The following is a 25,781-nucleotide window of genomic DNA, read 5'->3' on the forward strand; positions in this document are numbered from 1 at the left end:
GCGGAGGCCGACTCAGATGTCGAGGAACCGAACGTCCTTGGCGTTGCGCTGGATGAAGGAGCGCCGTGCTTCGACGTCCTCGCCCATGAGCACGGAGAACAGGTCGTCGGCCTGGGCCGCGTCGTCCAGGGTGACCTGGCCGAGCACGCGGTGGTCCACGTCCATGGTGGTGACGCGCAGCTCCTCGGCGTTCATCTCGCCCAGACCCTTGAAGCGCTGGATCGAGTCTTCCCTGATCCGCTTGCCGTTCTGCTTGCCGAGCTCGACGAGGGCGTCGCGCTCGCGGTCCGAGTACGCGTACTCGAAGTCGTCCCGGCCCCACTTGATCTTGTAGAGCGGCGGGCGCGACAGGTACACGTGACCGGCCTCGACCAGCGGCCGCATGAAGCGGAACAAGAAGGTCAGCAGCAGGGTGTTGATGTGCTGGCCGTCGACGTCGGCGTCCGCCATCAGGATGATCTTGTGATAGCGGAGCTTCGCGATGTCGAAGTCCTCGTGCACACCGGTACCGAAGGCACTGATCAGCGCCTGGACCTCGGTGTTCTGGAGGATCTTGTCGATACGGGCCTTCTCGACGTTCAGGATCTTGCCGCGGATCGGCAGGATGGCCTGGTACATCGGGTTGCGGCCGGACTTCGCGGAGCCGCCGGCCGAGTCGCCCTCGACGATGAAGATCTCGCACTTGGTCGGGTCGTTCGACTGGCAGTCCGACAGCTTGCCCGGCAGCGAGGCGCTCTCCAGCAGGCCCTTGCGACGGGTCAGGTCACGGGCCTTGCGGGCCGCGACGCGGGCCGTGGCCGCCTGGATCGACTTGCGGATGATGTCCGCGGCCTCGACCGGGTTGCGGTCGAACCAGTCGTTGAGGTGCTCGTGGACGACCTTCTGCACGAAGGTCTTGGCCTCGGTGTTGCCCAGCTTGGTCTTCGTCTGGCCCTCGAACTGCGGCTCGCCCAGCTTGACCGAGATGATCGCCGTCAGACCCTCGCGGATGTCCTCGCCGGCGAGGTTGTCGTCCTTCTCGCGCAGCAGCTTCTTGTCACGCGCGTAACGGTTCACCAGACCCGTCAGCGCCGCCCGGAAGCCCTCCTCGTGCGTACCGCCCTCGTGCGTGTGGATCGTGTTCGCGAAGGAGTAGACGCCCTCCGTGTACTGCGAGTTCCACTGCATCGCGATCTCGACCGAGAGCATGCGCTCCTTGTCCTCGGCCTCGACGTCGATGACGGTCGGGTGGATGAGCTCGCCCTTGCGCGAGTTCAGGTACTTCACGAAGTCGACGATGCCGCCCTCGTAGTGGTACTTGACCGTGCGCGCCTGCTGCTCGTCGGCCTCCTCGGCCGAGTCCGCGCCCACCGTCGCCTTCGCCGACTCGCGCTCGTCGGTCAGCGACAGGGTCAGGCCCTTGTTGAGGAAGGCCATCTCCTGGAAACGGCGCGAGAGCGTCTCGAAGGAGTACTCGGTCGTCTCGAAGATGTCGCCGTCGGCCCAGAACGTCACGGACGTGCCGTGCTCGTCGGTCTCCTCGTTCTTCGCGAGGGCCGCCGTCGGGACGCCGAGCTTGTAGTCCTGGGTCCAGCGGTAGCCGTCGGTCTTGACCTCGACCGCGACCTTCGTCGACAGGGCGTTCACGACGGACACACCCACACCGTGCAGACCGCCGGAGACGGCGTAGCCGCCACCGCCGAACTTGCCGCCCGCGTGCAGGACCGTCAGCACGACCTCGACGGCCGGCTTGCCCTCGGACGGCACGATGCCGACCGGGATGCCACGGCCGTTGTCGATGACCCGCACACCGCCGTCGGCCAGGATCGTCACGTCGATGGTGTCCGCGTGCCCGGCCAGGGCCTCGTCGACCGAGTTGTCCACCACCTCGTACACGAGGTGGTGCAGCCCGCGCTCACCGGTCGAGCCGATGTACATGCCTGGCCGCTTGCGGACCGCGTCCAGGCCCTCGAGGACCTGGATCGCGCTGGCGTCGTACGAGGCGGTGACCTCGCCGTTCTCGCCGGCTGTGGACTGGTTGTCGTTGGGGTTGCCGGAATCGGCCACGAAGCGCCCTTTCTGGCACAGCACAGGCCGTACTCCGGGCCAGCAGGCATGCAAGCAGGAGCGGCTGCGTCGATCTGCGTTGTCAGCGTTTGTCAGCGGGATCCCGCCACAGGGCGGGATTCGCTTCAGTCTACCGGTACCACGGACATGAATGGGGGTTTGCCGGTACCTCAGTCCGCATGTGCCGCCCTGAACCTCCTCTCTCCGACTCCCCATATCCGGGAAGGGGCTCAAAGAGGCTCACGCGGGCGTCCAGCGCTTCGGCCTGTCAACCTCTCGCTACCGTGAGGGACGCCACGCGATCCGGGGCTATCCGTACGTGTCCCCCGGCCCCGTACTGCCCGGCGCGCGCAGCGGCCCGTACCGCTTCGGGCGCCCGCCCGGGCCCTGGACCTTGATCATCCGGACGGTGCCCTGGCCCAGGTCCGCGTTGAGCCGCGCCACCAGCTGCGGGGCCAGCAGCTTCAGCTGCGCCGCCCAGGCCGAGGAATCACAGCGCACGACCAGTTCACGGTCTTCGTACCGGTCCGGTTCACAGTGCGCCGCGATCTCCGGCCCGACGATCTCCGGCCAGCGCTCCATCACGCCCGCGACCGCCATCGGCATCTCCCAGCCGCGCTCGGTGCGCAGCCGGTCCAGCGCCGCCATCAGCGGCATCGGGTCGCGGCCGTCCGCGCGGGCGCCCGAGCGCAGGCCGGGGCGGTGCTTGTTCTTCCCGCCGGCCGCGTTGCCCCGGGCCCGCGCCTGCTCGCGGGCCGCCGCCAGTGCCTGCCGGGCGAGGTCCACGCCCGAGGGCTCGGGAACCTTGCGGGGTTCCGCCGTGCGGGGCTCCGTCTTGCCGGGCTCTGCCGTGCGGGGCTCCGTCTTGCGGGGCTCCTGCCCGTCGCCGCTCACAGCCGGGTCACCTCACCGCCGGACACCCCGAACCGGGTCCCCGCCAGCACCCCCGGAACGTCGTCGTCCACCGCCGCCGTCACCAGCACCTGCTCGCCCGGGGCCACCAGCTCCGCGAGCCGCTCCCGGCGCCGCGCGTCCAGCTCGGCGAACACGTCGTCCAGGATCAGCACCGGCTCGGCGCCCTCCGAGCGCAGCAGCTCGTACGAGGCCAGCCGCAGTGCCAGCGCGTACGACCAGGACTCGCCGTGGCTCGCGTACCCCTTCGCCGGGAGGTCGCCCAGGCGCAGCAGCACGTCGTCCCGGTGCGGGCCCACCAGGGTCACGCCGCGCTCGATCTCCTGCTTGCGCACGTCGGCCAGGGCCGCGAGCAGCACCTCGTACAGGGCTTCGCGGGTGCGGGCCCCGCCGTTGTCCACGGCGTCGTCCACGGCGTCCCCGGCCTCGCCGGCGGCCGAGGACTTGTACGCGAGCCCCAGCGGGCCGCCGCCGGGCGCGAGCTGCTCGTACGCCTTGTCCGCGAGCGGAAGCAGCGTCGCGATCAGGTCGAGGCGCTGCGCCAGCAGCTCCGCGCCCGCGCGCGCGAGGTGCTGGTCCCAGACGTCGAGGGTGGAGAGGTCCATGGAGCGGCCGCCGTGCCGCCGGGCCATCGCCGCGGACTTCAGCAGGGTGTTGCGCTGCTTGAGCACCCGCTCGTAGTCCGACCGGACTCCCGCCATCCGCGGCGAGCGGGCCGTGACGAGCTCGTCGAGGAACCGCCGGCGCTCCCCGGGGTCCCCCTTCACCAGCGCCAGGTCCTCCGGCGCGAACAGCACCGTGCGTACGATCCCCAGCACGTCCCGGGGCCTGACCTGCGAGGACCGGTTGATGCGGGCGCGGTTGGCGCGCCCGGGGTTCAGCTCCAGCTCGACCAGCTGCTGGCGCGCGCCGTGCGTGACGGCCGCGCGGATGACGGCGCGGTCGGCGCCCATCCGGACCAGCGGGGCGTCCGAGGAGACGCGGTGGCTGCCGAGCGTGGCCAGGTAGCCGATGGCCTCGACCAGGTTCGTCTTGCCCTGGCCGTTGGGGCCCACGAAAGCCGTGACGCCCGGGTCGAGGGGAACCTCGGCCCGGGCGTACGAGCGGAAGTCGGCCAGTGAGAGATGCGAAACATGCATACGGCGCCGACCTCCCCCGGCTTCCTGCTGCTCTGCTCTGTGCTGCTGTGTGTTGCTGATGCCGTGTGCTCCTGCGGAGCGGCTGTGGAGCGGTTGTGGACTAGACCTTCTCGACCGCGTGGCCGCCGAACTGGTTGCGCAGCGCGGCGATCATCTTCATCTGCGGCGAGTCGTCCTGGCGGGACGCGAACCGCGCGAAGAGCGAGGCGGTGATCGCGGGCAGCGGCACGGCGTTGTCGATCGCCGCCTCCACCGTCCACCGGCCCTCGCCCGAGTCCTGCGCGAAACCGCGCAGCTGCTCCAGGTGCTCGTCCTGGTCGAGGGCGTTCACGGCCAGGTCCAGCAGCCAGGAGCGGATGACCGTGCCCTCCTGCCAGGAGCGGAAGACCTCGCGGACGTCGGTGACCGAGTCCACCTTCTCCAGGAGCTCCCAGCCCTCGGCGTAAGCCTGCATCATGGCGTACTCGATGCCGTTGTGGACCATCTTCGCGAAGTGGCCCGCGCCGACCTTGCCGGCGTGCACGGAGCCGAACTCGCCCTCGGGCTTGAGGGCGTCGAAGATCGGCTGGACGCGTGCGACGTGGTCCTTCTCGCCGCCGTACATGAGCGCGTAGCCGTTCTCCAGGCCCCACACGCCGCCGGAGACACCGCAGTCGACGAAGCCGATGCCCTTGGTGGCCAGCTCGGCGGCGTGCTTCTCGTCGTCGGTCCAGCGCGAGTTGCCGCCGTCGACGACGACGTCGCCGATCGAGAGCAGCTCGGCGAGCTCGTCGACGGTGGACTGCGTCGCCGCACCTGCCGGGACCATCACCCACACCACGCGGGGGGCCTGCAGGCTGTCCACAAGTTCCCGCAGGCTGTGGACATCGGCAAGGTCCGGGTTGCGGTCGTATCCGATGACGGTGTGGCCTGCGCGGCGGATGCGCTCGCGCATGTTGCCGCCCATCTTGCCGAGACCGACGAGACCAAGCTCCATCAGGTGGTTCCTTAAGCGTTGTGGCCGTCTGTGCCGGGTTCCCCGCAATCACCGGGGCAACCCAGGCTCCGAGCCTACGCCGGGCGCTGCCGCGGGGCGCCACGGGCGCTCCAGGGACGGCCGTACGGGGGCTTACGAGGGGCCGTACGGGCTTTGCAGCCGGCCCTGGTACGGGCCCGGCCCTGGTACGGGCTGGCTTGCCGTAGGGGGCGGAATGCCGTCGGGCCCGGCCCCGCGCCTGCGAGACCGGGCCCGACGTACGCGCGCGTCAGCCGGACAGGCGCACCGGCATGATCAGGTACTTGTACGCCTCGTCCGCCTCGGCGTCGACGGCCGGACGGCCGCTCAGCAGCGCCGGCTTGGTGGACGTGGTGAAGCTCAGCTGCGCGGCCGGCGAGTCGATCGCGCTCAGGCCGTCCAGCAGGAAGGTCGGGTTGAAGGCGATCGAGATGTCGTCGCCCTCGAGCTTGGCGTCCACACGTTCCACAGCCTGTGCATCGTCGGAGGAGCCGGCCTCCAGGATCAGCACGCCCTGCTCGAAGCTGAGGCGGACCGGGGTGTTGCGCTCGGCGACCAGGGCCACGCGCTTGACGGCCTCGACGAACGGGGCGGTCTCGATGACGGCGATGGAGTTGAACTCCGTCGGGAACAGCGTGCGGTACTTCGGCAGGTCGCCTTCGAGCAGGCGGGTGGTGGTGCGGCGGCCGGCGCCCTCGAAGCCGATGAGGCCCTCGCCCGCGCCGGAGCCGGACAGCGCCAGGGTGACGGTGTCACCGCTGGTCAGGGACTTCGCGGTGTCCAGGAGCGTCTTCGCGGGCACCAGGGCCACGGCGGAGGCGTCCGGGTTCTCCGGCTTCCACAGGAACTCGCGGACCGCGAAGCGGTAGCGGTCGGTGGAGGCCAGGGTGACGCGGTCGCCCTCGATCTCGATGCGGACACCGGTCAGCACGGGCAGCGTGTCGTCGCGGCCGGCGGCGATGGCGACCTGGGCGGCGGCGGAGGCGAAGACCTCGCCGGGCACGGTGCCGGTCGCGGTCGGCATCTGCGGCAGTGCCGGGTACTCCTCCACAGGCAGGGTGTGGAGTGTGAATCGCGAGGAGCCGCAGACCACGGTCGCCCGTACACCGTCTGTGGAAATCTCCACCGGGCGGTTGGGGAGGGCGCGGCAGATGTCGGCGAGCAGCCGGCCGGAGACGAGGACGGTGCCGTCCTCCTCGACGTCCGCCTCGACGGAGACGCGGGCCGAGACCTCGTAGTCGAAGCCGGAGAGGGACAGCGTGCCCTCCTCGGCCTTCAGCAGCAGGCCCGCGAGAACGGGCACCGGCGGCCGGGCCGGGAGGCTACGGGCAGCCCAGGCCACCGCCTCCGCGAGTACGTCGCGCTCCACCCGGATCTTCACCGGAACCGCCTCCTGCTGTTGCTCGCTCGTCTGCCGGCCTTCGTTCTCGGCCCGATGCCTCGATGCCTCGATGGCTCGGAGCCTCGGTGCCGGGCACCAGTCTGACGTACGGCGCCGACAGTCGGTGCTGCCGGAGGTCAAGTCGGGAGCGAGGTGTCGGGGAGGCGTCCCCACCGAGTTGTGCACAGGACCCGCTTGAAAACCGAAACCGGGCTAACTCTCTATGGGGGTAGTAGTAGGGCCTGTGGAAACGGTGGATAAGCCCGTTGTCGCAGGTCAGCCCGCGTTTTTTATCCACCGACCCTGTGGGTGACACCGGTGGACAACACCGTGTGTCTGTGGAGAACAAAAACTTCTGCACAGGCCATCCCCAGGTGACCCCGACTACTCCACAGGTGTGTCCCCAGGTTTCCCCCAGTACTCCACAGCCCAAACGTCGACTTCCGTGTGACGGCTTTCACTCCGGGCGGTGACGGGGGGTGGAATGTTGCCGAACAGTGGACAGCGGTGTGGGTAACTCGTCGGATCCTGTGCACAGAGTGCGGGAACCTGTGGGTCAGCGGTGGACAGAGGAGTGGATGACCCTGTGGATGAAAGTTCTGTCCACAGGCTGTGGATGACGCTTGCGCACAAATCCACAGGGTTCTGACCAGTGCTGATGGTGCCTCATCCCGCAGCCCTGTGGACAGATTGTGGGTGACGGAAGCAGTCCCCAGCCTGTGGACGGAAGAAAGTCGGGGAATCTGTGGATGAGTTGCTCCACAGGGGGCGTATTCGAACAGACCAGGGGCGCGCGGACGAAGAAGGGCGCCCCCGAAGTACCCCGGGAGCGCCCTCTGGAAGCGTTTGAAGAGGCTCAGCCGGCCCCGCCGGCTGAGCTGAAGAGGCCCCTGGCTCAGCCGTTCTTGATGCGGTTGGTGAGCTCGGTGACCTGGTTGTAGATGGACCGCCGCTCCGCCATCAGGGCCCGGATCTTGCGGTCCGCGTGCATGACCGTGGTGTGGTCGCGGCCGCCGAACTGCGCCCCGATCTTGGGCAGGGAGAGGTCCGTGAGCTCCCGGCACAGGTACATGGCGATCTGCCGGGCGGTGACCAGGACGCGGCTGCGCGAGGAGCCGCACAGGTCGTCCACGGTGAGGCCGAAGTAGTCCGCAGTGGCCGCCATGATGTCCGTGGCCGTGATCTCGGGGGCGGAGTCCTCGCCGCCGGGGATCAGGTTCTTGAGGACGTCCTCGGTCAGGCCCAGGTCGACCGGCTGCCGGTTCAGGCTCGCGAAGGCCGTGACCCGGATCAGCGCCCCCTCCAGCTCGCGGATGTTGCGCGAGATGCGGGAGGCGATGAACTCCAGTACCTCCGGCGGGGCGTTGAGCTGCTCCTGTACGGCCTTCTTGCGCAGGATCGCGATACGGGTCTCCAGCTCGGGCGGCTGGACGTCGGTGATCAGGCCCCACTCGAAGCGGTTGCGGAGCCGGTCCTCCAGGGTGACGAGCTGCTTGGGCGGCCGGTCGGAGGACAGCACGATCTGCTTGTTGGCGTTGTGGAGCGTATTGAAGGTGTGGAAGAACTCCTCCTGCGTCGACTCCTTGCTCGCGAGGAACTGGATGTCGTCGACGAGCAGGATGTCCATCTCGCGGTAGCGCTTGCGGAACGCGTCGCCCTTGCCGTCGCGGATCGAGTTGATGAACTCGTTGGTGAACTCCTCGGAGCTCACGTACCGCACCCGGGTGCCGGGGTACAGACTCCGCGCGTAGTGCCCGATGGCGTGCAGAAGATGCGTTTTGCCAAGGCCCGATTCCCCGTAGATGAAGAGGGGGTTGTACGCCTTGGCGGGCGCCTCGGCGACGGCCACCGCGGCGGCGTGCGCGAAGCGGTTGGACGCGCCGATGACGAACGTGTCGAACAGGTACTTGGGGTTGAGCCGGGCGGTCGGCTCCAGCGGGCCCGAGGTCGAGCCGCCCGACGGGGACGGGGGCGGTGCGGGCCGTCCGGGCGCCGGGCGCGGGGCCGGCTGCTCGTACTGCTGCTGCTCGTACTGATGGGACTGGTGGGACTGCTGGGGCTGGCGGGGCTCGTACTGCTGCTGCTCGTACTGCTGCTGGTCGAAGGAGCCCTGCTCGTACCCGCCGGAGTCGGACTGCTGGAGGTAGCCGGGCTGCGGGGAGGCGTACGGATCGCGCTCGGGGAAGCCGCCGAGGCGGGGCTGCTGCCAGCCGTAGTCGTCCTGCTGGCCGCCGCGGGGCCAGGAGCCGGGCTCGGGGCGCGACTGCTGGTAGTCCGGGTAGGCGGGGCGGGCGGTGGGGAGCTGGTCGTCGGAGGACCCGCCGGCACCGTTGTGGCCGCCGCCGCGCTGGCCGCCGTACGGCTCGTACGACTCGGGGCGCTGCTGGGTGGATGCGGGCAGGGGCGCGGGCTCGCCGGCGGAGTCGTCCACGGTGATGGCGATGCGGATGGGGCGGCCGCACTCGCGGCTGAGCGCATCGCTGATCAGCGGGGCGAGCCGGCCCTCGAGGACGCGCTTGCCGTATTCGTTGGGGACGGCGAGCAGCGCGGTGTCGGCGACGAGGGCCAGGGGCTGGCAGCGCTCGACCCACTGCTTGTCCTTGGGCTCGATCGCCTGCTGTCCCTCCCCGAGGAGCTTTTCGAGCACCCTTGGCCACACTGCGGCAAGATCGGCAGGTACGTCAGCCACAGAGCACGCTCTCTCACAGGGGTCCCACGAATGTGTGGTTCTTTGGGACGGTCGGGACAAAAAATCCGGGATCAGACAACGGTAGTCAGGCCGACGGGTACGGTTCAAGTCGTTGTCCACAGCCTGTGCACAGTGTGGGGGCACGTCGCCTCGGTTTGACCGGATGGCGTAGCCGCGCGTACCGTAACGAGGTCGAGTTGTCGATGGCTGCTGCCGCCTGCCTACCGATGGGCGAAGATCACCTTTTGTGATCGTTTAGCGGTGCCACTCGGGCGAACACGCGAGTTTCCTCGTGGGCGCACGGTGACAGCCAGGCGATGTCCCGCCACAACGATTCATTCTCTGGAGCCCCCGAGTGAGCAAGCGCACCTTCCAGCCGAACAACCGCCGTCGTGCCAAGACCCACGGCTTCCGTCTCCGGATGCGTACCCGTGCCGGTCGCGCGATCCTGGCGAACCGCCGCAGCAAGGGCCGCGCCGCCCTCTCCGCGTAACAACGCGCAGGTCGTGACGTCGTGCTGTCTCCCGAAAATCGGCTGAGGCGGCGTGAGGACTTCGCGAGCGCGGTACGTCGAGGCAGGCGGGCAGGTCGCCCGCTCCTCGTCGTCCACCTACGTACAAGCGGTGCAACGGACCCGCACGAGCCGGGGGAGATCGATCCCTCGACGCGTGCGGGTTTCGTCGTCAGCAAGGCCGTGGGTGGCGCCGTCGTCCGTAACCGGGTGAAGCGCCGTTTGCGCCATCTTGTCCGCGAGCGGCTCTCCCAGCTGCCCGCCGGTAGCCTGGTGGTGGTGCGGGCGCTGCCCGGAGCGGGTGACGCCGGTGCCGACGAACTGGCCCGGGACCTGGATGCCGCTCTGACGCGGCTCCTGGGAGGCGTGGCTCGATGAAGTACCCGCTGCTCGCATTGATCAAGCTGTACCAGTGGACGATCAGTCCGCTGCTCGGGCCGGTGTGCCGCTATTACCCCTCGTGCTCGCACTACGGGTTCACGGCCATCGACCGGCATGGTGCGGTGAAGGGGACGGTTCTGACCGGCTGGCGGATCCTGCGGTGCAATCCGTGGTCCGCCGGTGGTGTCGATCACGTCCCACCCCGTAAACGCCCGCGTTGGCACGAGCAGCTGCGCAGTGCGTTGCGTAGATCTCGCAATGCTCAAGGAGCCTGATTAGTGGACACGATTGCCAGTCTGTTCAGCTTTATCACCACGCCCGTCTCGTGGGTCATCGTCCAGTTCCACAGCCTGTACGGCGCGATCTTCGGACCGGACAGCGGCTGGGCCTGGGGCCTGTCCATCGTGTCCCTGGTGGTCTTGATCCGCATCTGCCTGATCCCGCTCTTCGTGAAGCAGATCAAGGCGACGCGTGGCATGCAGGCGCTCCAGCCGAAGATGAAGGCGATCCAGGAGCGCTACAAGAACGACAAGCAGCGCCAGTCCGAAGAGATGATGAAGCTGTACAAGGAGACGGGTACCAACCCGCTCTCCTCGTGCCTTCCCATCCTGGCGCAGTCCCCGTTCTTCTTCGCGCTGTACCACGTGCTCTCGGCCATCGCCAATGGTCAGACCATCGGCGTCATCAACCAGTCGCTGCTGGAGAGCGCGCGTCAGGCGCACATCTTCGGCGCCCCGCTGGCGGCCAAGTTCACGGACAGCGCCGAGAAGGCCGCCTCCCTGGGCGCCTCGATCACGGATGTCCGCATCGTCACCGCGGTCATGATCGTCATGATGTCGCTGTCGCAGTTCTACACCCAGCGCCAGCTGATGCAGAAGAACGTCGACCTCTCGGTCAAGACGCCGTTCATGCAGCAGCAGAAGATGCTGATGTACATCTTCCCGCTGATCTTCGCGGTCATGGGCATCAACTTCCCCGTGGGTGTTCTCGTCTACTGGCTGACCACGAACGTGTGGACCATGGGCCAGCAGATGTACGTGATCAACCAGAACCCGACCCCGGGCAGCAAGGCGCAGGACCAGTACCTGACCCGTCTGCTGAAGCACGTCACCACGCACGGGGACGTCAAGGGCCGGGGCAAGAAGAAGATCGTCGCGGCGATCGTGGCCAAGGGCCCGGACCGCAACGACAACGAGCGCAAGTTCATCACGGCTCTCACGAAGCAGGGTCTGGCTGCGCAGGCGGACGGGTCTGTGATCAAGAGTGCCGAGGCCACGGCCGACGCGGACGCGGCGAGCGGCGGTGCCGCCAAGCGGCAGCAGCCGAAGCGGCAGACGAAGTCGCAGCGCCAGACGCCGCCCCCCAAGCCCTCTTCCAAGAAGTAAGAAGGAGTCCCTCCCGTGACGGAAGGCACCACCACCGCCGCCGCTGAGAGTGGCGACACCCTGACCCGCCTTGAGCAGGAGGGTGAGATCGCGGCCGACTACCTCGAGGGTCTGCTGGACATCGCTGACCTGGACGGGGACATCGACATGGACGTCGAGGCCGACCGGGCCGCGGTGTCGATCGTCAGTGACTCTGCCAGCCGTGATCTCCAGAAGCTCGTGGGGCGCGACGGTGAGGTCCTGGAGGCTCTGCAGGAGCTGACCCGCCTCGCTGTGCACCGCGAGACCGGGGACCGTAGCCGGCTGATGCTGGACATCGCGGGCTTCCGTGCGAAGAAGCGCGAGGAGCTGGCGGCGCTCGGTGCCCAGGCGGCGGCGGACGTGAAGGCGTCCGGTGAGCCGCTGAAGCTGGCGCCGATGACGCCCTTCGAGCGCAAGGTCGTCCACGACGCCGTGGCGGCTGCCGGTCTGAAGAGCGAGTCGGAGGGCGAGGAGCCGCAGCGCTTCGTCGTCGTGCTCCCGGCCTGACCGCAAGCCTGAGTGTTCGGCCCCGTCTGTGTCGCAGACGGGGCCGAAGTTTGTCAGCCTGGCAGTGCCGGTCTCGGCGGTGCCAGTTCGAGCAGTGCGTTTTCAACGATCCATGCGGTACGGAAGGACGGTCCCCGTGACGGAGGCAGCGGAGCTTCCCCCGGCGCCTGAAGAGGCGCGCGCGGTGTTCGGCGAGTTTTTCCCGGAAGCTGTGCGGTATGCGGAGCTGCTGGCGGACGCGGGGGTCAAGCGCGGCCTGATCGGCCCGCGTGAGGTGCCGCGACTGTGGGAGCGGCACCTGCTGAACTGTGCGGTGCTCTCGGAGGTGGTGCCCGAGGGCGTCACCGTCTGCGATGTGGGTTCGGGTGCCGGCCTGCCCGGCATCCCGCTCGCTCTGGTGCGGCGTGATCTGAAGATCACGCTGCTGGAACCGCTGCTGCGGCGGACGACCTTCTTGCAGGAGGCCGTGGAGCTGCTGGGCCTGGACCACGTCACGGTGGTGCGCGGCCGGGCCGAGGAGATGCTCGGCAAGGTACAGCCGGTGCACGTGGTGACGGCGCGGGCCGTGGCTCCGCTGGACCGGCTGGCGGGCTGGGGCGTGCCCCTGCTGCGTCCGTACGGGGAGATGCTGGCGCTCAAGGGTGACACCGCCGAGGAGGAGCTGGTGGCGGCGAAGACCGCACTGGCGAAGCTGGGTGTGGTGAAGACCTCGGTGCTGCAGGTGGGCGAGGGTGTGGTGGATCCCCTGTCCACCGTCGTCCGGGTCGAGGTCGGAGAAAGCCCCGGCGGGGTGAGGTTCGCGGCCAAGCGGGCTAAGGCCGCTCGTACCAGCCGGACCCGTCGGCGCCGCTGATTTCGGGGGCATTGAGCCCTATAGGTATGGATTTCGGAGTGTCGTAGCGGCCCGAAGACCCTGTCCGGGCACTGTCCGGGCATCGTGTTTCACGTGAAACGTCGCTCTCTGCTGCACGGAATCATCAGCCGCGGCCGTGCGGCTGCGTCCCCTCGTCACCGCAAGGGTGAAGGGGGGACGGAGTTGTCCACAACGGTGGATTCATCCACAGGAGTACGGGCCCCGCTGGTTCGCGACCCGGGTGTCATGGCAGGCTCTGTTCATCGCGAGCCTGATGTCGAGGAGAGTGACACCGTGCGGTCCGACGCCAACCTCGCGGGGCCGATGGCCGACCCGGTCCCCGGTCCCCGCTCTGAATCAGCGAGCGACGATGTTTCACGTGAAACATCGTCGCCCCTTGTAGACAACGACACGCCCATCGGCCGTGCCGCCCAGCTGGCGGTCGAGGCGCTGGGGCGCGCCGGCGAGGGGCTGCCCCGCCCGGCGCAGACACGGGTCATCGTGGTCGCCAACCAGAAGGGCGGCGTGGGCAAGACCACGACGACCGTGAACCTGGCGGCCTCACTGGCCCTGCACGGTGCTCGGGTCCTGGTGGTCGACCTCGACCCGCAGGGCAACGCCTCCACGGCGCTCGGGATCGACCACCACGCGGATGTGCCCTCGATCTACGACGTGCTCGTGGACAGCCGGCCGCTGCTGGAGGTCGTCCAGCCGGTGGTGGACGTGGAGGGGCTCTTCTGTGCTCCGGCCACGATCGATCTGGCGGGTGCGGAGATCGAGCTGGTGTCCCTGGTGGCTCGCGAGAGCCGGCTCCAGCGGGCCATCCAGGCGTACGAGCAGCCGCTGGACTACATCCTGATCGACTGCCCGCCCTCGCTGGGGCTGCTGACGGTGAACGCGCTGGTGGCCGGCGCCGAGGTGCTGATCCCGATCCAGTGCGAGTACTACGCCCTGGAGGGCCTGGGGCAGCTGCTGCGCAACGTGGACCTGGTACGGGCCCACCTGAACCCGGCGCTGCACGTGTCGACGATCCTGCTGACGATGTACGACGGCAGGACCCGGCTGGCCTCGCAGGTGGCGGAGGAGGTGCGCACCCACTTCGGCAAGGAGGTGCTGCGCACGAGCATCCCGCGTTCGGTGCGCATTTCCGAGGCGCCGAGTTACGGCCAGACGGTGCTCACCTACGATCCGGGTTCGAGTGGTTCTCTTTCCTATCTGGAAGCTGCGCGTGAGATCGCGCTGCGGGGGGCCGGAATTTCTTACGACGCCCAGCACGCCCATCTGGGCGCGGGCATGAACAGCACGCAGAGTGTGGCGGAGGGGATCCAGTGAGTGAGCGACGTAGGGGTCTGGGGCGGGGGCTCGGCGCGCTGATCCCCGCCGCTCCCCAGGAGAAGACGCCGCCGGTGATCGGTGCCGGCTCGACGTCCCCGTCGGCGGTGCCGACATTGCCTTCGGAGCGTGGGGTCGCGGCGGCGAAGCTGGCTTCGCTGGCGCAGGCCGATGTTTCACGTGAAACATCGCTCGCGGCGACGACTGCCGTTGCGGTGGCGGATGAGCCGGAGTCGGTGGAGCCCGAGGCCAATGTGGTGGCCGGGGCGACATTCGCCGAGCTCCCGATGGACTCGATCACACCGAACCCGCGGCAGCCCCGTGAGGTGTTCGACGAGGACGCGCTGGCGGAGCTGGTCACCTCCATCCAGGAGGTGGGTCTGCTCCAGCCGGTGGTGGTGCGGCAGTCGGCTCCGGGCCGCTACGAGCTCATCATGGGTGAGCGTCGCTGGCGGGCCTGCCGGGAGGCCGGGCTGGATCGCATTCCGGCGATCATCCGGGCGACGGACGACGAGAAGCTGCTGCTGGACGCGCTGCTGGAGAACCTGCACCGGGCGCAGCTGAACCCCCTGGAGGAGGCGGCCGCGTACGACCAGCTGCTCCAGGACTTCAATTGCACGCACGACCAGCTGGCGGACCGGATCGGGCGTTCGCGTCCGCAGGTGTCCAACACGCTGCGTCTGCTGAAGCTCTCGCCGCCGGTTCAGCGCCGGGTGGCCGCGGGTGTGCTGTCCGCCGGACATGCGCGGGCCCTGCTGTCGGTGGAGCACTCCGAGGCCCAGGACAAGCTGGCGCACCGGATCGTGGCCGAGGGCCTGTCGGTGCGTGCGGTCGAGGAGATCGTCTCGCTGATGGGCTCGGAGCCTGAGGGACCCGTGAAGCCGAAGGGTCCGCGGGCCGGCGCCCGGGTGGCTCCCGCGCTCAGCGAACTGGCGACGCGGCTGTCGGACCGGTTCGAGACGCGCGTGAAGGTGGATCTGGGTCAGAAGAAGGGCAAGATCACCGTCGAGTTCGCCTCGATGGAGGATCTGGAGCGGATTCTGGGGACGTTGGCGCCGGGCGAGGGCCGGGTGCTGGAGCAGGGTCTGTCCGGGGAGTGATCCCCCGGCCGCCGAGGGGCGGATCGTGCCGGTGCGAACCGGCGCGGTCCGCCCCTTTGCCTTGTTGCGGTTTCGCCCGATTCGGGCTGTGGATACGATGCGCTCATGGGGCGTCGGTTGGTACCACTCACGCTGGACAACCTCCAGGACCTGCCTCGGCGTTGCCGGTCCTGTGTGTTCTGGGAGCTGGATCCCGTCAGCGGTGAGGCCGCCGTGAAGGCGGGGACTCCGGCGCTGGAGAAGGAGGCGTGGATCTCCGCCGTTCTGCTGGAGTGGGGTTCGTGTGGCCGCGTGGTCTACGTGGACGAGATCCCGGTGGGATTCGTGTTGTACGCGCCGCCGGCGTACGTACCGCGGGCCACGGCCTTCCCGACGAGTCCGGTGTCCCCGGATGCGGTCCAGCTGATCACGGCGTGGATCATGCCGGGCTATCAGGGTCAGGGCCTGGGACGGGTGATGGTCCAGACGGTGGCCAAGGACCTGTTGAGGCGCGGGTTCCGGGCGATCGAGGCGTTCGGGGACGCGCGCTGGGAGGGCCCGGCCTGCCTGCTGCCGGCGGACCACCTGCTGGCCGTGGGCTTCAAGACGGTGCGGCCTCATCCCGTCCACCCGCGACTGCGGCTGGAGATGCGTTCGACGCTCTCGTGGAAGGAAGACGTGGAGCTCGCGCTGGACCGGTTGCTCGGTGCGGCACGCAAGGAACCCGCGCTGCGCCCGCTGTGATGTGCGAACGGGGCCGCCCCTTGAGGGGCGGCCCCGTTTCACGTGAAACATTCCCGGCGGCAGCCGGGTGCTGCTGCCAACCGTCAGACGGCCGGCTTGATGGTCACGAAGTCGTTGAGGTCGCGCAGAATGGCGGCCTTCGGCTTGGCACCCACGATGGTCTTGACGACCTCGCCGCCCTGGTAGACGTTCAGGGTCGGGATGGACATGACGCCGTACTTGGCGGCCGTGTCCGGGTTCTGGTCGATGTTGAGCTTGACGATCTCGATCTCGTCGCCGTACTCGGCCGCGATGGCCTCCAGGGACGGGGCGATCTGGCGGCACGGGCCGCACCATTCGGCCCAGAAGTCCACCAGGACAGGCTTGTCGCTGTTCAGGACCTCGGCGTCGAAGTCGGCATCGGTCACGTTCTTGAGGGTGCCGGCCACTGCGGCCTCCTAATTCTTGCTGCGGGGTGTGGGGTGTGGGGATGGGCGAGGGGTCAGACCGTGGCGTGCGCCTTCTCGGCGTCCGCGAGGGCGGAGAGGAAGCGCTCGGCGTCCAGGGCCGCGGAGCAGCCGGTGCCGGCGGCGGTGATGGCCTGACGGTACGTGTGGTCTACGACGTCGCCTGCGCCGAACACGCCGGTGAGGTTGGTGCGCGTCGAGGGGGCGTCGACCTTGAGGTAGCCCTCCTCGTCGAGCTCCAGCTGGTCCTTGAAGAGCTCGGTGCGCGGGTCGTGGCCAACGGCGATGAAGAGGCCCGTCACGGGGAGCGCGGAGGTCTCACCGGTCTTGGTGTTGCGCAGGGTGAGACCGGAGAGCTTCTGCTCGCCGTGGATCTCGGCGACCTCGCTGTCCCAGGCGAACTTGATCTTCGGGTCGGCGAAGGCGCGGTCCTGCATGGCCTTGGAGGCACGCAGGGTGTCACGGCGGTGCACGATGGTGACGGACTTGGCGAAGCGCGAGAGGAAGGTGGCCTCCTCGATCGCGGTGTCGCCACCGCCGACGACGGCGATGTCCTGGTCCTTGAAGAAGAACCCGTCACAGGTGGCGCACCAGGAGACACCGCGGCCGGACAGGGCGTCCTCGTTGGGGAGCCCGAGCTTGCGGTGCTGGGAACCGGTGGTGACGATCACGGCCTTGGCGCGGTGCACGGTGCCGGCGGTGTCGGTGACGGTCTTGATGTCACCGGTGAGGTCCACGGACACGATGTCGTCGGGGACGAGCTCGGCGCCGAAGCGCTCGGCCTGGCCGCGCATGTTGTCCATGAGGTCCGGACCCATGATGCCGTCCTGGAAGCCGGGGAAGTTCTCGACCTCGGTGGTGTTCATCAGCGCGCCACCGGCGGTGACCGCGCCTTCGAAGACCAGCGGCTTGAGCGAAGCGCGTGCGGTGTACAGGGCGGCGGTGTAGCCGGCCGGCCCGGAACCGATGATGATCACGTTTCGTACGTCGCTCACGGGTTTCTTCCTCGTCTCTGTGGACTGCACGCTGCTTGCCGAAGGGGCCGTGTGTTGTCTCACCCCACCCAACGGATCCTACGGCGCATGCATTCCCGGCCCGCTCCCTCGCGGTCCCGAAGGTGTCAGCTTCGAGGATATGTCCTGGTCAGCAATGGTTTGTCGGGGACGGTCGACGGGGTGTCCGTGCACGCGGCGCCCACGAGGTAGGCGTCCACCCGGGCAGAGTCGCCGGGGTGCGGCAGGACGAGGAGGTAGACCTCGGTGCCCTGGTAGCTGCCCCGTTCGGCCGCGAGCGGGGTGTCGGGGCGACCGGTGGCGTCCTGGACACAGGCCGGCACGGAGGAGGCGTTCGTGCGGTTGCCGTCACCGGGGGCCAGGCCCGGCGAGGGAGTGGTGTTCTCCAATCCGTACGTGTTGTTCGGCTGTTCCTCCTGTGGGAGGGTCTTGGCGCCGGGGCCGGAGGCCAGGAGTCGGCGCACGTTGTCCTGGAGGCCCTGCGCGGTGTACGTGCCGTCGGCCGGGGCCGCGGCTGCCGTGCTCGTCGCGGATCTGCGGGCGGCGGTGTCCGGGGAGCCGGTCCCGAGCAGGTTGCCCGCGAGGAAGATCCCAAGAGCGCAGGCGGCCGCTCCGGCCAGGCCGGCGATGACGGCGATCCGGCGGCGGGCGCGACGGCGCCCGGGACCGGTTGCTCCGGTCGGGTGACCGGCGGGCCGCCCGGCACCCGGACCCGAGGGCGCGGCAGGCGATGTTTCACGTGAAACATCGGGGGCCGGGACGGGCTCGGCCCTGGGCGCGGTGGAGTCGAGCAGGGCTTCGGCGGCGAGGGCCGCGTCGATGCGCCCGGCGATGTCTGAGGGCATCCGGGGCGGTCCCGGCAGGGTGCCGAGGAGCCCGCGGATCTCCTCCAGGGAGGCGTGGACGTCGGCGCACAGCGGGCAGTCGCCCAGATGGCGGCGTACCTCGGCGGTCCGGACCGGGGAGAGGAGCCCTTCGGTCAGGTCGGAGATCTCCGAGACGTCAGGGTGCCGGATCGTGCCGGTTGTGGGAGTCACGTTCGTCCACCTCCGCCCTTCACCGTGTCTGCGTCTGGGGCTGGCTGACTGGGGTCTGCCGCTGGTGGGACGGCTGTCCCCGGCGTCCGGTTCCTTCCCCGCTCGGCGGCGGTGTTATCCCCGGCATTCGAGCGCAGATGAGTGAGCATCGGAAGGAGTTTCGCCCGGCCGCGCGCACACCGGCTCTTCACGGTGCCGGTGGGGACGTCGAGGATACGGGCGGCCTCGGCGACGGGGTATCCCTGCATGTCGACGAGGACCAGGGCGGCCCGCTGCTCGGCCGGGAGCGTGCCGAGGGCGGCCAGGAGCTGCCGGTGGAGGTCCTGGCGCTCCGCCGGCGCCTCGGCGGACTCATGGGGCTCCAGGAGGCGCTCCAGGCGCTCCGTGTCGTCGAGGGGCGAGGTCCTGCGGGAGGCGGCCTTGCGGGCCCGGTCGAGGCAGGCGTTGACGGTGATGCGGTGCAGCCAGGTGGTGACGGCCGATTCGCCGCGGAACGTGTGGGCGGCCCGGTAGGCGGAGACGAGGGCGTCCTGCACCGCGTCGGCGGCTTCCTCGCGGTCGCCGAGGGTGCGCAGGGCAACGGCCCACAGCCGATCGCGGTGCCGACGTACGAGCTCCCCGAAGGCATCGGGATCACCGGCGGCATGCAGCGCCAGCAGCTCCTGGTCGCTCCGGCCGTCTCCCGTGGCTGAGTGCATCACACCTCCCCTCCGGAAGGGAGCGTACGGGTCGTGCGGGCTGAATACGAGGGACCGCTGCGCAGTCGGCGCAGCGGTCCCTCCTCTCTGTGGCGGCCCGGTCTTATTCGGCCGTGCCGAGCACCTTGATCTCGTTGATGCCGCCCCGGTATCCGTCCCCGCCGCCATCGGAGGGCAGTGCGGTGATGTGGACCAGAACGAAGCGGGTCTTGATCGGGGTGTCCCGCGTGGCCTGCAGGTTCTTCCCCGCGGTGCCCAGTTTCACGAGCTCTTGGGGGAAGCCGGAGATGCCGTGCGGCGAGGTGGCCTCGGGGGCTGCGGCGCGGACCTCGACCTTGTGCCCCGCACTGCGCATGTCCACGTCGATGCCCGTCACCTCCTGGACACTGCCGAGGTCGACGACGATGCCGCTGCCGTCGTCGTAGTCGTCCAGGTTGCCGAACTTTCCTTCGTAGCCGAAGAAGATCTTGGTGACCCACCCGGTGTCGTGGTTGCCGTCGACGGCCTTGTCGGCGTCCTCGGCCTTGATCGGTTCCTTGCCGAAGACGGAGGCGCCGGCGATGTGCAGCGGCTTGCTCTCCTTCGGCTTCTTCTCGTCCTCTTTGGTCTTGGTGGACTGCGAATTGCTGGTGCCGCCGCTGTCGCCCTTGACGCGGTCCAGGAGGGTGTCGGCGAGCTGCCAGCTGCCCAGGCCCAGGGCGGCGATGAGCAGGGCGGCCACACCCCACTTGAGGACGCGACCGGTGCGGCTCTGGAGCGGGGGCGGCGGGACGACGATGGGGCGGGTGGCCGACGCGCCGGGGTGAGCCGGCGGACGGCCGTAGCTGCCCTGCTGGTAGGTGGTGTGCTGGTACTCCGGCGGAGCGGTGAAAGCGGGCTCCGGCGGCCGGATGCGGGGCATCGCGGCGACGGCCTTCGCCAGTTCCTCCGGGGTGGTGCAGGGCGGTTCCTGCCGGGAGGCGGTGGCCCCGTCGTTGGCGAGGGCGCGCATGGCGAGCTCCCCCAGCCCCCGGTGCACTCCGGCACGGACCTGGTCGGGCGCGATCAGGCCGACGCCCTTGGGCAGGCCGGTCAGCCCGTACGCGTCGTTCTCGTACGGCCAGCGCTGGGTCAGGGCGGCGTACAGCAGTGCGCCGATGGCCTCGGTGTCCGCGCGCTGCGGGGTGTCGCTGGTGATGCCGCGCAGGGCGGCGTTCACGGCGAGCCCGCGGATGCGGTACTGGCCCGTGGAGGTCCGCAGTATGGCGCTGGGCGTCAGCCGCAGGTGGGCCAGGCCCTCGCGGTGTGCGGCGGCCATGGCCTGGGAGACCTGCGTGACGAGCTGGTAGGCCTCGTGGGGCTCCAGGGGGCCCGCGGCGAGGATCGCGGTCAGCTCGGTGGCGTCGGGCAGCCACTCGTGGACGACGTAGACGAGGTCGTTCTCCTCCACGGCGTCGAGCACGTGGACGAACCGAGGGTCGCCTAGCAGCGCGGAGGAGCGGGCGGCGGCCAGGACGGAGCGGGCCCGGGGGTGGTCGGCGGGCAGCAGGTGGACGCCCACGGCACGGCGCAGCTTCTCGTCCATGGCGCGCCAGCTGCTGAATCCGTCCAGACGGGTGACGCACTCTTCGAGGCGGTAGCGCCTGGCGAGCTTGTGGCCGCTGTGGAGTTCGGGGGCGGCAGCAGGGGCCGCTTTCCTGCGTTCGCCGTCCTTTTCGGGCATGGGTCCGTCCGCGGCTCGTCCGTTCTGGGTGTCCACCCCGTCGGCCGTGGCCTTTGCCGCATCTGCGGCCGGCGGCTTGTCGCCGCCGTTGTCGGCCACGTCGACGGCAGCCGTGCTACGTTCCGCCACCGTCGTTCCTGCCTCCCCATCCGTTACGCGCTGTCGGCCAGTCTGCGAAGCCATGCCAATTGTGCCCACAGTCCGGCGCTATGCACGACACGCGAAGGGGTCCGACGGTTGTGCGCATCAGCGACCCATGCGTCCGCGAACCATTCCGACCATGGCGTTGAGCTCTTCGATGCGCATCCGCTTGGCCGCCACGAGGAATACGGCGGCCAGTGCGATACCGCCCGCGGTCAACGCGGCGAGGGAGCCGGTGACTCCGCTGCCGAGCCACTGGGTGATGGCGTAGGCGGCCGCGCCCGCCACGGCGGCCGCGGGGACGCAGGCACCGGCGAGGCGGGCATAGGTGCGCATCACGTGGGCGCCGTCGAGGTCGCCGCCCAGCCGGGTGCGCAGGCGCCGCCAGGCGACGCCGACGCCGACGGTGAAGCCGAGCCCGTAGGCGGCGGCCATGCCCACGACGGCCCAGCGCGCGGGGAGCACGAAGAACGCGGCGGTGGAGACGGCCGCGTTGACGCCGGCGACGATGACCGTGTTGTAGAAGGGCGTCCGGGTGTCCTCGTAGGCGTAGAACCCGCGCAGGACGACGTACTGGACGGAGTACGGGATGAGTCCGAGGCCGAAGGCCATCAGGACGTAGCCGATGTTCTGGGCTCCGGATCCGGAACCGGCGTACAGCAGCGTGGCCATGGGGACGCCGAGGGCGAGGAACGCGAAGGCGCAGGGCACGATCGCGACGGCCGAGGTGCGCAGGCCGTAGGAGATGTCGTCGCGGACGGCGGCGGCGTCCCCGTCGTGGGCGGAGCGGGAGATGCGCGGCAGCACGGCCGTCATGACGGAGACGGTGATGATGGCCTGCGGCATCTGCCACAGCAGCAGCGCGTAGTTGTAGGCGGTGATGCCGGTGCCGGGGTGGCCCTGCTTCTCCGCGACGGATCCGGCCCAGGTGGCCAGCTGCGTCACGACGACGAGGCCGATCTGGTTGGCCAGGACGAAGAAGAACGTCCACTTGGCCAGGCGGGCTGCCTTGCCGAGGCCGTGGCCCCGCCAGTCGAAGCGCAGGCGCGGCCTGAAGCCGGCGTCGCGCAGGTAGGGCAGCATCGCGAGGGCCTGGACGGTGAGGCCCAGGAGGGTGCCGAGGCCGAGCAGGCGGACGCCCTCGGGGGTGACGGTGGTCGCGCTGACACCGGAGGTGGTGAAGCCGCCGAAGGCCCAGATGAAGGCGCCGAACGTGGCGATGACGACGATGTTGTTGAGGACGGGGGTCCACATCATCGCGCCGAACCGGCCGCGTGCGTTGAGGATCTGACCGAGGACCACGTGCACGCCCATGAAGAACATGGTCGGCAGGCAGTAACGGGCGAAGGCGACCGCCACGTCCATCTGCTCGGGGTCGGAGGCGATCTTCGGCGACATCATCGTGATGAACACCGGTGCCGCGAGGACGCAGATCGTGGTGACCGCGGCCAGCAGTACGACCACGAGCGTCAGGAGGCGGTTGGCGTAGGCCTCGCCCCCGTCGTCGTCCTGCTTCATGGCCCGTACCAGCTGCGGGATGAAGACGGCGTTGAGCGCGCCGCCGCCGACCAGCACGTAGATCATCGTCGGCAGGGTGTTGGCGATCTGGTACGTGTCGTTGAAGGTTCCGACGCCGATGGCGCCGGCGATCGCCAAGGTCTTCAGGAAGCCGGTGATGCGGGAGACGATCGTGCCGGCGGCCATGACGGCGCTGGACTTGAGGAGGCCCGAGGCGCGGCCGGCGGGCTTGCTCGGCGCCGGGGCGGCGACGGGGGCGTCCTCCGCGGGGGTGCCGGGATTCCCCTGCTGGTCCCGGTAGAGGTGCGCGAAGGCGTCGGGCTCGGGCTTCTCGTCCGCCGCCTTGGTGACCAGGGAGTCCACGCCGACGAACTGGGTGGTCGTCGCGTGGTCGCCGTAGGGCAGGTGCCGGGAGGGCCCGTCCGGCTCGGGCGGCGGGGTCTGGGCCCAGACCTGCGGGTCGGGGGCGTGCACGGGGGCCTGCGGGGCCGCGTAGAGCGGTCCGGGCTCCTGGTAGGTCCCCGGCGGCGGCGGAGGGTGAGAGGCCCGGTCGTAGAGGACCTCGGCGACCGGGTCCTGGGCCGACAGGTCCTGGGACCGGTACGGGTCGTAGTCGTAGGCGTCCTGGACGTACGGGTCACGGTCCGGCGCGGGCGCAGGCACGGGGACCTGCCCGGCCACCGGGGTGCCCGGGGCAGCGCCCTGGTAGGGCGCGGGCCCACCAGTGCCCTGCGCGCGGTCACCGTCGTACGGCGCGTTCATCGAAACCCCACCTCATCGTCCCCAGGCCGACCGGCCACGGCATCGCTCAACGGTCCACTGTCTCACCCGTGCCGGACGGCCCGGTGCTTTGCGGTCCGGTGTCCGGGGTCTCGTCACTCGGCTGCGTGCTCTCCTCGGCGGCCGCACGGGCCGCGACGCGCTTGCGGCTGGCGTACATCTTGATGCCCGCCAGGACGAGGAGGAGCACGCCGCCGGCGATGACGAGCATGACGGTCGGGGTGATCTCGGTGGCCTCCACGGTGAACTTGCGCGCCTTGCCGTAGGGCACGCCGTCCGTGGTGAAGAGCTGTGCGGTGACCTCGACGGGGCCGCTCGCGGTGGCGTTGGCGGTGAACTTGACCGTCTGGCTGTGTCCGCCGGTGACGGTCACCTCCTGCTCGGCCTGGCCGCTGTCGCCGAACATCAGGCGGGTGGGGTTCGCGGACTTCACTCGCAGGACGAGGTTGTGCACGTCCTGGACGAGGCTGTTCTGGACGCTGACCGGGATGGTCGCGCTGTGTCCGGACAGGGTGGCGTCGGACTTGGGGACGACCTTGACCTTCTCGGTGAGCCCGATCAGGTACTCCTGCACCTGGTCCCGGTAGAGCCGTGCCTCCTCGGGCCGGCCGCGCCAGGACGTGGACATCTCGCGGTTGGTGGTGTTGCCGAAGGGGATCTCCACGCGGTCGGGCGCGCTGAGGATCACCTTGAAGTGGTCCAGGGTGTTCTGGGTGGTGCGGATCTTCTCGAAGGCGGAGACCGGGAGCTCCGTCTTGCGCAATGCCTCGGGGTACTGGCCGGCGCCCGGGACCTGGGTGTTGACGCCCGCGTCGGGCTTGGCCGCGGCCGCGGTGTCGAGGTCGGCCGGCTGGGTCCAGCGGCCCGCCTGCAGGCCCCGTACGGCGGCCGCCATCGTCTGCACCTGGCTGGTGGACGGCATCCGCTGCGGGGTGACGACGAAGCTGCGCTGGTTGTCGGTCTTCTGCAGGTTCAGGGCGAGGCTCTGGGCGAGGAAGCGCTGCACGGCCAGCGTGGCGTTCCCGGCGTTCAGCATGTCGCCCTCGAAGGCGGTGGACAGGTCGGCGTCGGCGACGACGGCGGTGGCGCCCGCGCCGATGGGACGGGCGGCGGAGGGCGTGTAGCCGAGGGCGCCGGTCTCCTGGAGGCTGTCGCTGCGCGTCAGGACGTTGTGGGCGCCCGCCGAGGTCGCCACGTTGACGATCGACGGGTCGATGGCGCCGTCCAGGGGCCAGGAGAAGTCGGTCGACGGGGTGACGTGCAGGACGGTCTCCACGGCCTGCTTCGCCTTGTCGGTGGCCGGACGCAGCTGGCCCAGGGTGCCCGAGACGTCCTTGCCCTGGTGGGCGAGGGAGGCGATGTCGGGGTCGGCGAACGGCAGCGCGACGATCTTCTTGCCCTGGACCGCGGTTTCCAGGGAGCTCAGCCACTGCTCGGCGACGGCCTTGTTCTTGCCCTGGACGATCCGGCCGTCCGGCATGCGGTACCGGTAGCCCTTGGTCATGGCGTCGACCGTGTAGAGCAGGTCGGGGTCGATGACCCAGGTGACGGGCAGGTCCTTGCCGAGGGCGACCATCTGCTGGAGGCGCCCGCCGGACTTGAGCTCCTCGGCGAGGGAGTCGTCGAGGAAGACGGGGGTCTGCAGCTCGTCCGAGCCGGTCTCCGCGGTCAGGCGCGTGGTGGAGATCAGCGGCCACAGGTACGTGAGCTGGGAGCGCTTGGCGGCGGCCTCCGGCTGCCAGGGCAGGAAGGTCCGCTTGATGCCGAGCACCTGCTCGTACTGGCGGCTCTCGGTCTCCCCGGACAGCGAGACGCCGATCTGGTAGACGCCGTCCTTGTCGAGCTCCAGCTTGTTCACCGGGATGGTGAGGGTGAAGTCCTGCTTGACCTTGGACGGCAGCGAGGGGATCTTCACGGCATAGGCCGGGTCGATCTCACCGGGATCCGTGCCGGGCCGGAACCCGGCCCGTTCCGCCGCCTCGTCGATGGAGGCCCGGTCGCCCAGGGCGGGCCCGACCCGCAGACCCACGTGTGCGCCGGTGATCGTCTCGCGGCCGTTGTTGACCACGCTGCCGGAGATGGTGAGCGTGTCGCCCTTGACCGGGGCCGCGGGGGCCATCCCGTCCAGCTGTACGTCGACGGTGCCCGCATCGGCGGCCTGGGCGGCCTGCGGGGCGGGCGAGTAGACCAGAGCGGCGAGCACGGGGGTCCCGGCGAGCAGAACGACTGCCCGCCGCAGCCAGCGACGCCGGGCAGGTGCGGGGGGTGCCCCCTGGATGTCTGCCGCCTCGGCCACGCGCTAGCCCGTCCCTCGAAGTGTCAGTGGTCGTCGTTCGTGCGTCCACGAATGGTAACGAGACCCGCTGTGCGCGAGTGCCGCGCCTTGCTCCACATGATCGGGGCCGCCCCGGGGCCCCCGCATGCCGGGGCGGCCGTAAACGCGGGAGCCCTCGCCGGGCGGGGCACGTACCC

General features: G+C 69.7%; 22 protein-coding genes and 1 pseudogene. 9 read left to right on the forward strand and 14 right to left on the reverse strand.

The annotated features are described in order from the left end of the window. Positions 1-12 precede the first annotated feature (12 nt). From gyrB to dnaA (IF02_RS36165), 7 genes and pseudogenes are all read right to left on the reverse strand, one after another. On the reverse strand, positions 13-2,070 hold the full coding sequence (gyrB, locus tag IF02_RS0101695; protein ID WP_030153161.1) for a DNA topoisomerase (ATP-hydrolyzing) subunit B: 2,058 nt from the start codon (positions 2,068-2,070) through the stop codon (positions 13-15). 285 nt (positions 2,071-2,355) lie between these two features. Beyond that, positions 2,356-2,832: a DUF721 domain-containing protein gene (locus IF02_RS0101700; RefSeq protein ID WP_106977192.1), complete on the reverse strand. Its 477-nt coding sequence runs from the start codon at positions 2,830-2,832 to the stop codon at positions 2,356-2,358. 104 nt (positions 2,833-2,936) lie between these two features. Continuing rightward, a complete protein-coding gene (recF, locus tag IF02_RS0101705; RefSeq protein ID WP_030153165.1) occupies positions 2,937-4,097 on the reverse strand; it encodes a DNA replication/repair protein RecF in 1,161 nt (386 codons plus the stop codon). Positions 4,098-4,197: 100 nt separating this feature from the next. Further along, complete coding sequence (gnd, locus tag IF02_RS0101710; RefSeq protein WP_030153166.1) at positions 4,198-5,073, reverse strand: phosphogluconate dehydrogenase (NAD(+)-dependent, decarboxylating); 876 nt, start codon at positions 5,071-5,073, stop codon at positions 4,198-4,200. A 268-nt stretch (positions 5,074-5,341) separates the two neighbouring features. After that, entirely contained in the window at positions 5,342-6,472 is a 1,131-nt protein-coding gene (gene dnaN, locus IF02_RS0101715; RefSeq protein WP_030153167.1) for a DNA polymerase III subunit beta, read from the reverse strand. Positions 6,473-7,367: 895 nt separating this feature from the next. After that, positions 7,368-8,873 (reverse strand): chromosomal replication initiator protein DnaA, encoded by a 1,506-nt coding sequence (dnaA, locus tag IF02_RS0101720; protein WP_420708071.1) that lies wholly within the window; start codon positions 8,871-8,873, stop codon positions 7,368-7,370. Continuing rightward, a pseudogene (gene dnaA, locus IF02_RS36165) lies at positions 8,864-9,161 on the reverse strand (chromosomal replication initiator protein DnaA); the annotation flags it as partial. The pseudogene dnaA (IF02_RS36165) and the gene dnaA (IF02_RS0101720), both read right to left, overlap by 10 nt. A 355-nt stretch (positions 9,162-9,516) precedes the next feature. On the opposite strand from dnaA (IF02_RS36165), the gene rpmH reads away from it, so the two are divergent. The 9 genes from rpmH to IF02_RS0101760 all read left to right on the forward strand — a co-directional run bounded on the left by rpmH (position 9,517) and on the right by IF02_RS0101760 (position 15,974). Beyond that, positions 9,517-9,654, forward strand: a complete 138-nt coding sequence (gene rpmH, locus IF02_RS0101725) for a 50S ribosomal protein L34 (RefSeq protein ID WP_018547628.1) — start codon at positions 9,517-9,519, stop codon at positions 9,652-9,654. Between the two features lie 21 nt (positions 9,655-9,675). Beyond that, a complete protein-coding gene (gene rnpA, locus IF02_RS33415) occupies positions 9,676-10,050 on the forward strand; it encodes a ribonuclease P protein component (RefSeq protein WP_078621799.1) in 375 nt (124 codons plus the stop codon). After that, on the forward strand, positions 10,047-10,328 hold the full coding sequence (gene yidD, locus IF02_RS33420) for a membrane protein insertion efficiency factor YidD (protein WP_078613072.1): 282 nt from the start codon (positions 10,047-10,049) through the stop codon (positions 10,326-10,328). The genes rnpA and yidD overlap by 4 nt, the downstream gene beginning before the upstream one ends. A 3-nt stretch (positions 10,329-10,331) precedes the next feature. Continuing rightward, on the forward strand, positions 10,332-11,438 hold the full coding sequence (yidC, locus tag IF02_RS0101735; RefSeq protein ID WP_030153170.1) for a membrane protein insertase YidC: 1,107 nt from the start codon (positions 10,332-10,334) through the stop codon (positions 11,436-11,438). A gap of 15 nt (positions 11,439-11,453) precedes the next feature. Then, positions 11,454-11,966, forward strand: coding sequence for a protein jag (locus IF02_RS0101740; protein ID WP_030153171.1), 513 nt, complete (start codon positions 11,454-11,456; stop codon positions 11,964-11,966). Between the two features lie 112 nt (positions 11,967-12,078). Then, a complete protein-coding gene (gene rsmG, locus IF02_RS0101745) occupies positions 12,079-12,819 on the forward strand; it encodes a 16S rRNA (guanine(527)-N(7))-methyltransferase RsmG (protein WP_037835282.1) in 741 nt (246 codons plus the stop codon). A gap of 246 nt (positions 12,820-13,065) precedes the next feature. Further along, on the forward strand, positions 13,066-14,151 hold the full coding sequence (locus IF02_RS0101750; protein ID WP_078621800.1) for an AAA family ATPase: 1,086 nt from the start codon (positions 13,066-13,068) through the stop codon (positions 14,149-14,151). Continuing rightward, positions 14,148-15,251, forward strand: a complete 1,104-nt coding sequence (locus tag IF02_RS0101755) for a ParB/RepB/Spo0J family partition protein (protein WP_030153174.1) — start codon at positions 14,148-14,150, stop codon at positions 15,249-15,251. The genes IF02_RS0101750 and IF02_RS0101755 overlap by 4 nt, the downstream gene beginning before the upstream one ends. A gap of 105 nt (positions 15,252-15,356) precedes the next feature. Then, positions 15,357-15,974 (forward strand): GNAT family N-acetyltransferase, encoded by a 618-nt coding sequence (locus IF02_RS0101760; RefSeq protein WP_030153175.1) that lies wholly within the window; start codon positions 15,357-15,359, stop codon positions 15,972-15,974. A gap of 83 nt (positions 15,975-16,057) precedes the next feature. On the opposite strand, the gene trxA is transcribed toward IF02_RS0101760, so the two are convergent. From trxA to IF02_RS0101795, 7 genes are all read right to left on the reverse strand, one after another. Next, a complete protein-coding gene (gene trxA / locus IF02_RS0101765; RefSeq protein WP_030153176.1) occupies positions 16,058-16,402 on the reverse strand; it encodes a thioredoxin in 345 nt (114 codons plus the stop codon). A gap of 53 nt (positions 16,403-16,455) precedes the next feature. After that, positions 16,456-17,415: a thioredoxin-disulfide reductase gene (gene trxB / locus IF02_RS0101770; RefSeq protein ID WP_030153178.1), complete on the reverse strand. Its 960-nt coding sequence runs from the start codon at positions 17,413-17,415 to the stop codon at positions 16,456-16,458. Positions 17,416-17,540: 125 nt separating this feature from the next. Further along, entirely contained in the window at positions 17,541-18,470 is a 930-nt protein-coding gene (locus tag IF02_RS0101775; RefSeq protein ID WP_030153180.1) for an anti-sigma factor family protein, read from the reverse strand. Continuing rightward, positions 18,467-19,168 (reverse strand): RNA polymerase sigma factor SigM, encoded by a 702-nt coding sequence (sigM, locus tag IF02_RS0101780; protein WP_030153182.1) that lies wholly within the window; start codon positions 19,166-19,168, stop codon positions 18,467-18,469. The genes IF02_RS0101775 and sigM overlap by 4 nt, the downstream gene beginning before the upstream one ends. Positions 19,169-19,271: 103 nt before the next feature. Further along, the gene (locus IF02_RS0101785) at positions 19,272-20,999 is read right to left on the reverse strand and encodes a protein kinase family protein (RefSeq protein ID WP_030153183.1); all 1,728 of its coding nucleotides are present in this window, start codon (positions 20,997-20,999) and stop codon (positions 19,272-19,274) included. Positions 21,000-21,116: 117 nt separating this feature from the next. Next, positions 21,117-23,291, reverse strand: coding sequence for a murein biosynthesis integral membrane protein MurJ (gene murJ, locus IF02_RS0101790; protein WP_030153185.1), 2,175 nt, complete (start codon positions 23,289-23,291; stop codon positions 21,117-21,119). Between the two features lie 46 nt (positions 23,292-23,337). Further along, a complete protein-coding gene (locus IF02_RS0101795; protein WP_030153186.1) occupies positions 23,338-25,605 on the reverse strand; it encodes a DUF6049 family protein in 2,268 nt (755 codons plus the stop codon). Positions 25,606-25,781: the final 176 nt, after the last annotated feature.

It is taken from the genome of Streptomyces sp. NRRL S-244 (genome assembly GCF_000717915.1).
Taxonomy (GTDB): Bacteria; Actinomycetota; Actinomycetes; order Streptomycetales; family Streptomycetaceae; genus Streptomyces.

What these genes read in the sequence shown, in the direction of transcription:
- IF02_RS0101760 (WP_030153175.1), top strand. Translation starts at nt 15,357, where the DNA reads ATGGGGCGTCGGTTGGTACCACTCACGCTGGACAACCTCCAGGACCTG.
- rsmG (WP_037835282.1), top strand. Translation starts at nt 12,079, where the DNA reads ATGCGGTACGGAAGGACGGTCCCCGTGACGGAGGCAGCGGAGCTTCCC.
- IF02_RS0101750 (WP_078621800.1), top strand. Translation starts at nt 13,066, where the DNA reads ATGGCAGGCTCTGTTCATCGCGAGCCTGATGTCGAGGAGAGTGACACC.
- recF (WP_030153165.1), bottom strand. Translation starts at nt 4,097, where the DNA reads ATGCATGTTTCGCATCTCTCACTGGCCGACTTCCGCTCGTACGCCCGG.
- murJ (WP_030153185.1), bottom strand. Translation starts at nt 23,291, where the DNA reads ATGAACGCGCCGTACGACGGTGACCGCGCGCAGGGCACTGGTGGGCCC.
- yidD (WP_078613072.1), top strand. Translation starts at nt 10,047, where the DNA reads ATGAAGTACCCGCTGCTCGCATTGATCAAGCTGTACCAGTGGACGATC.
- sigM (WP_030153182.1), bottom strand. Translation starts at nt 19,168, where the DNA reads ATGCACTCAGCCACGGGAGACGGCCGGAGCGACCAGGAGCTGCTGGCG.
- gnd (WP_030153166.1), bottom strand. Translation starts at nt 5,073, where the DNA reads ATGGAGCTTGGTCTCGTCGGTCTCGGCAAGATGGGCGGCAACATGCGC.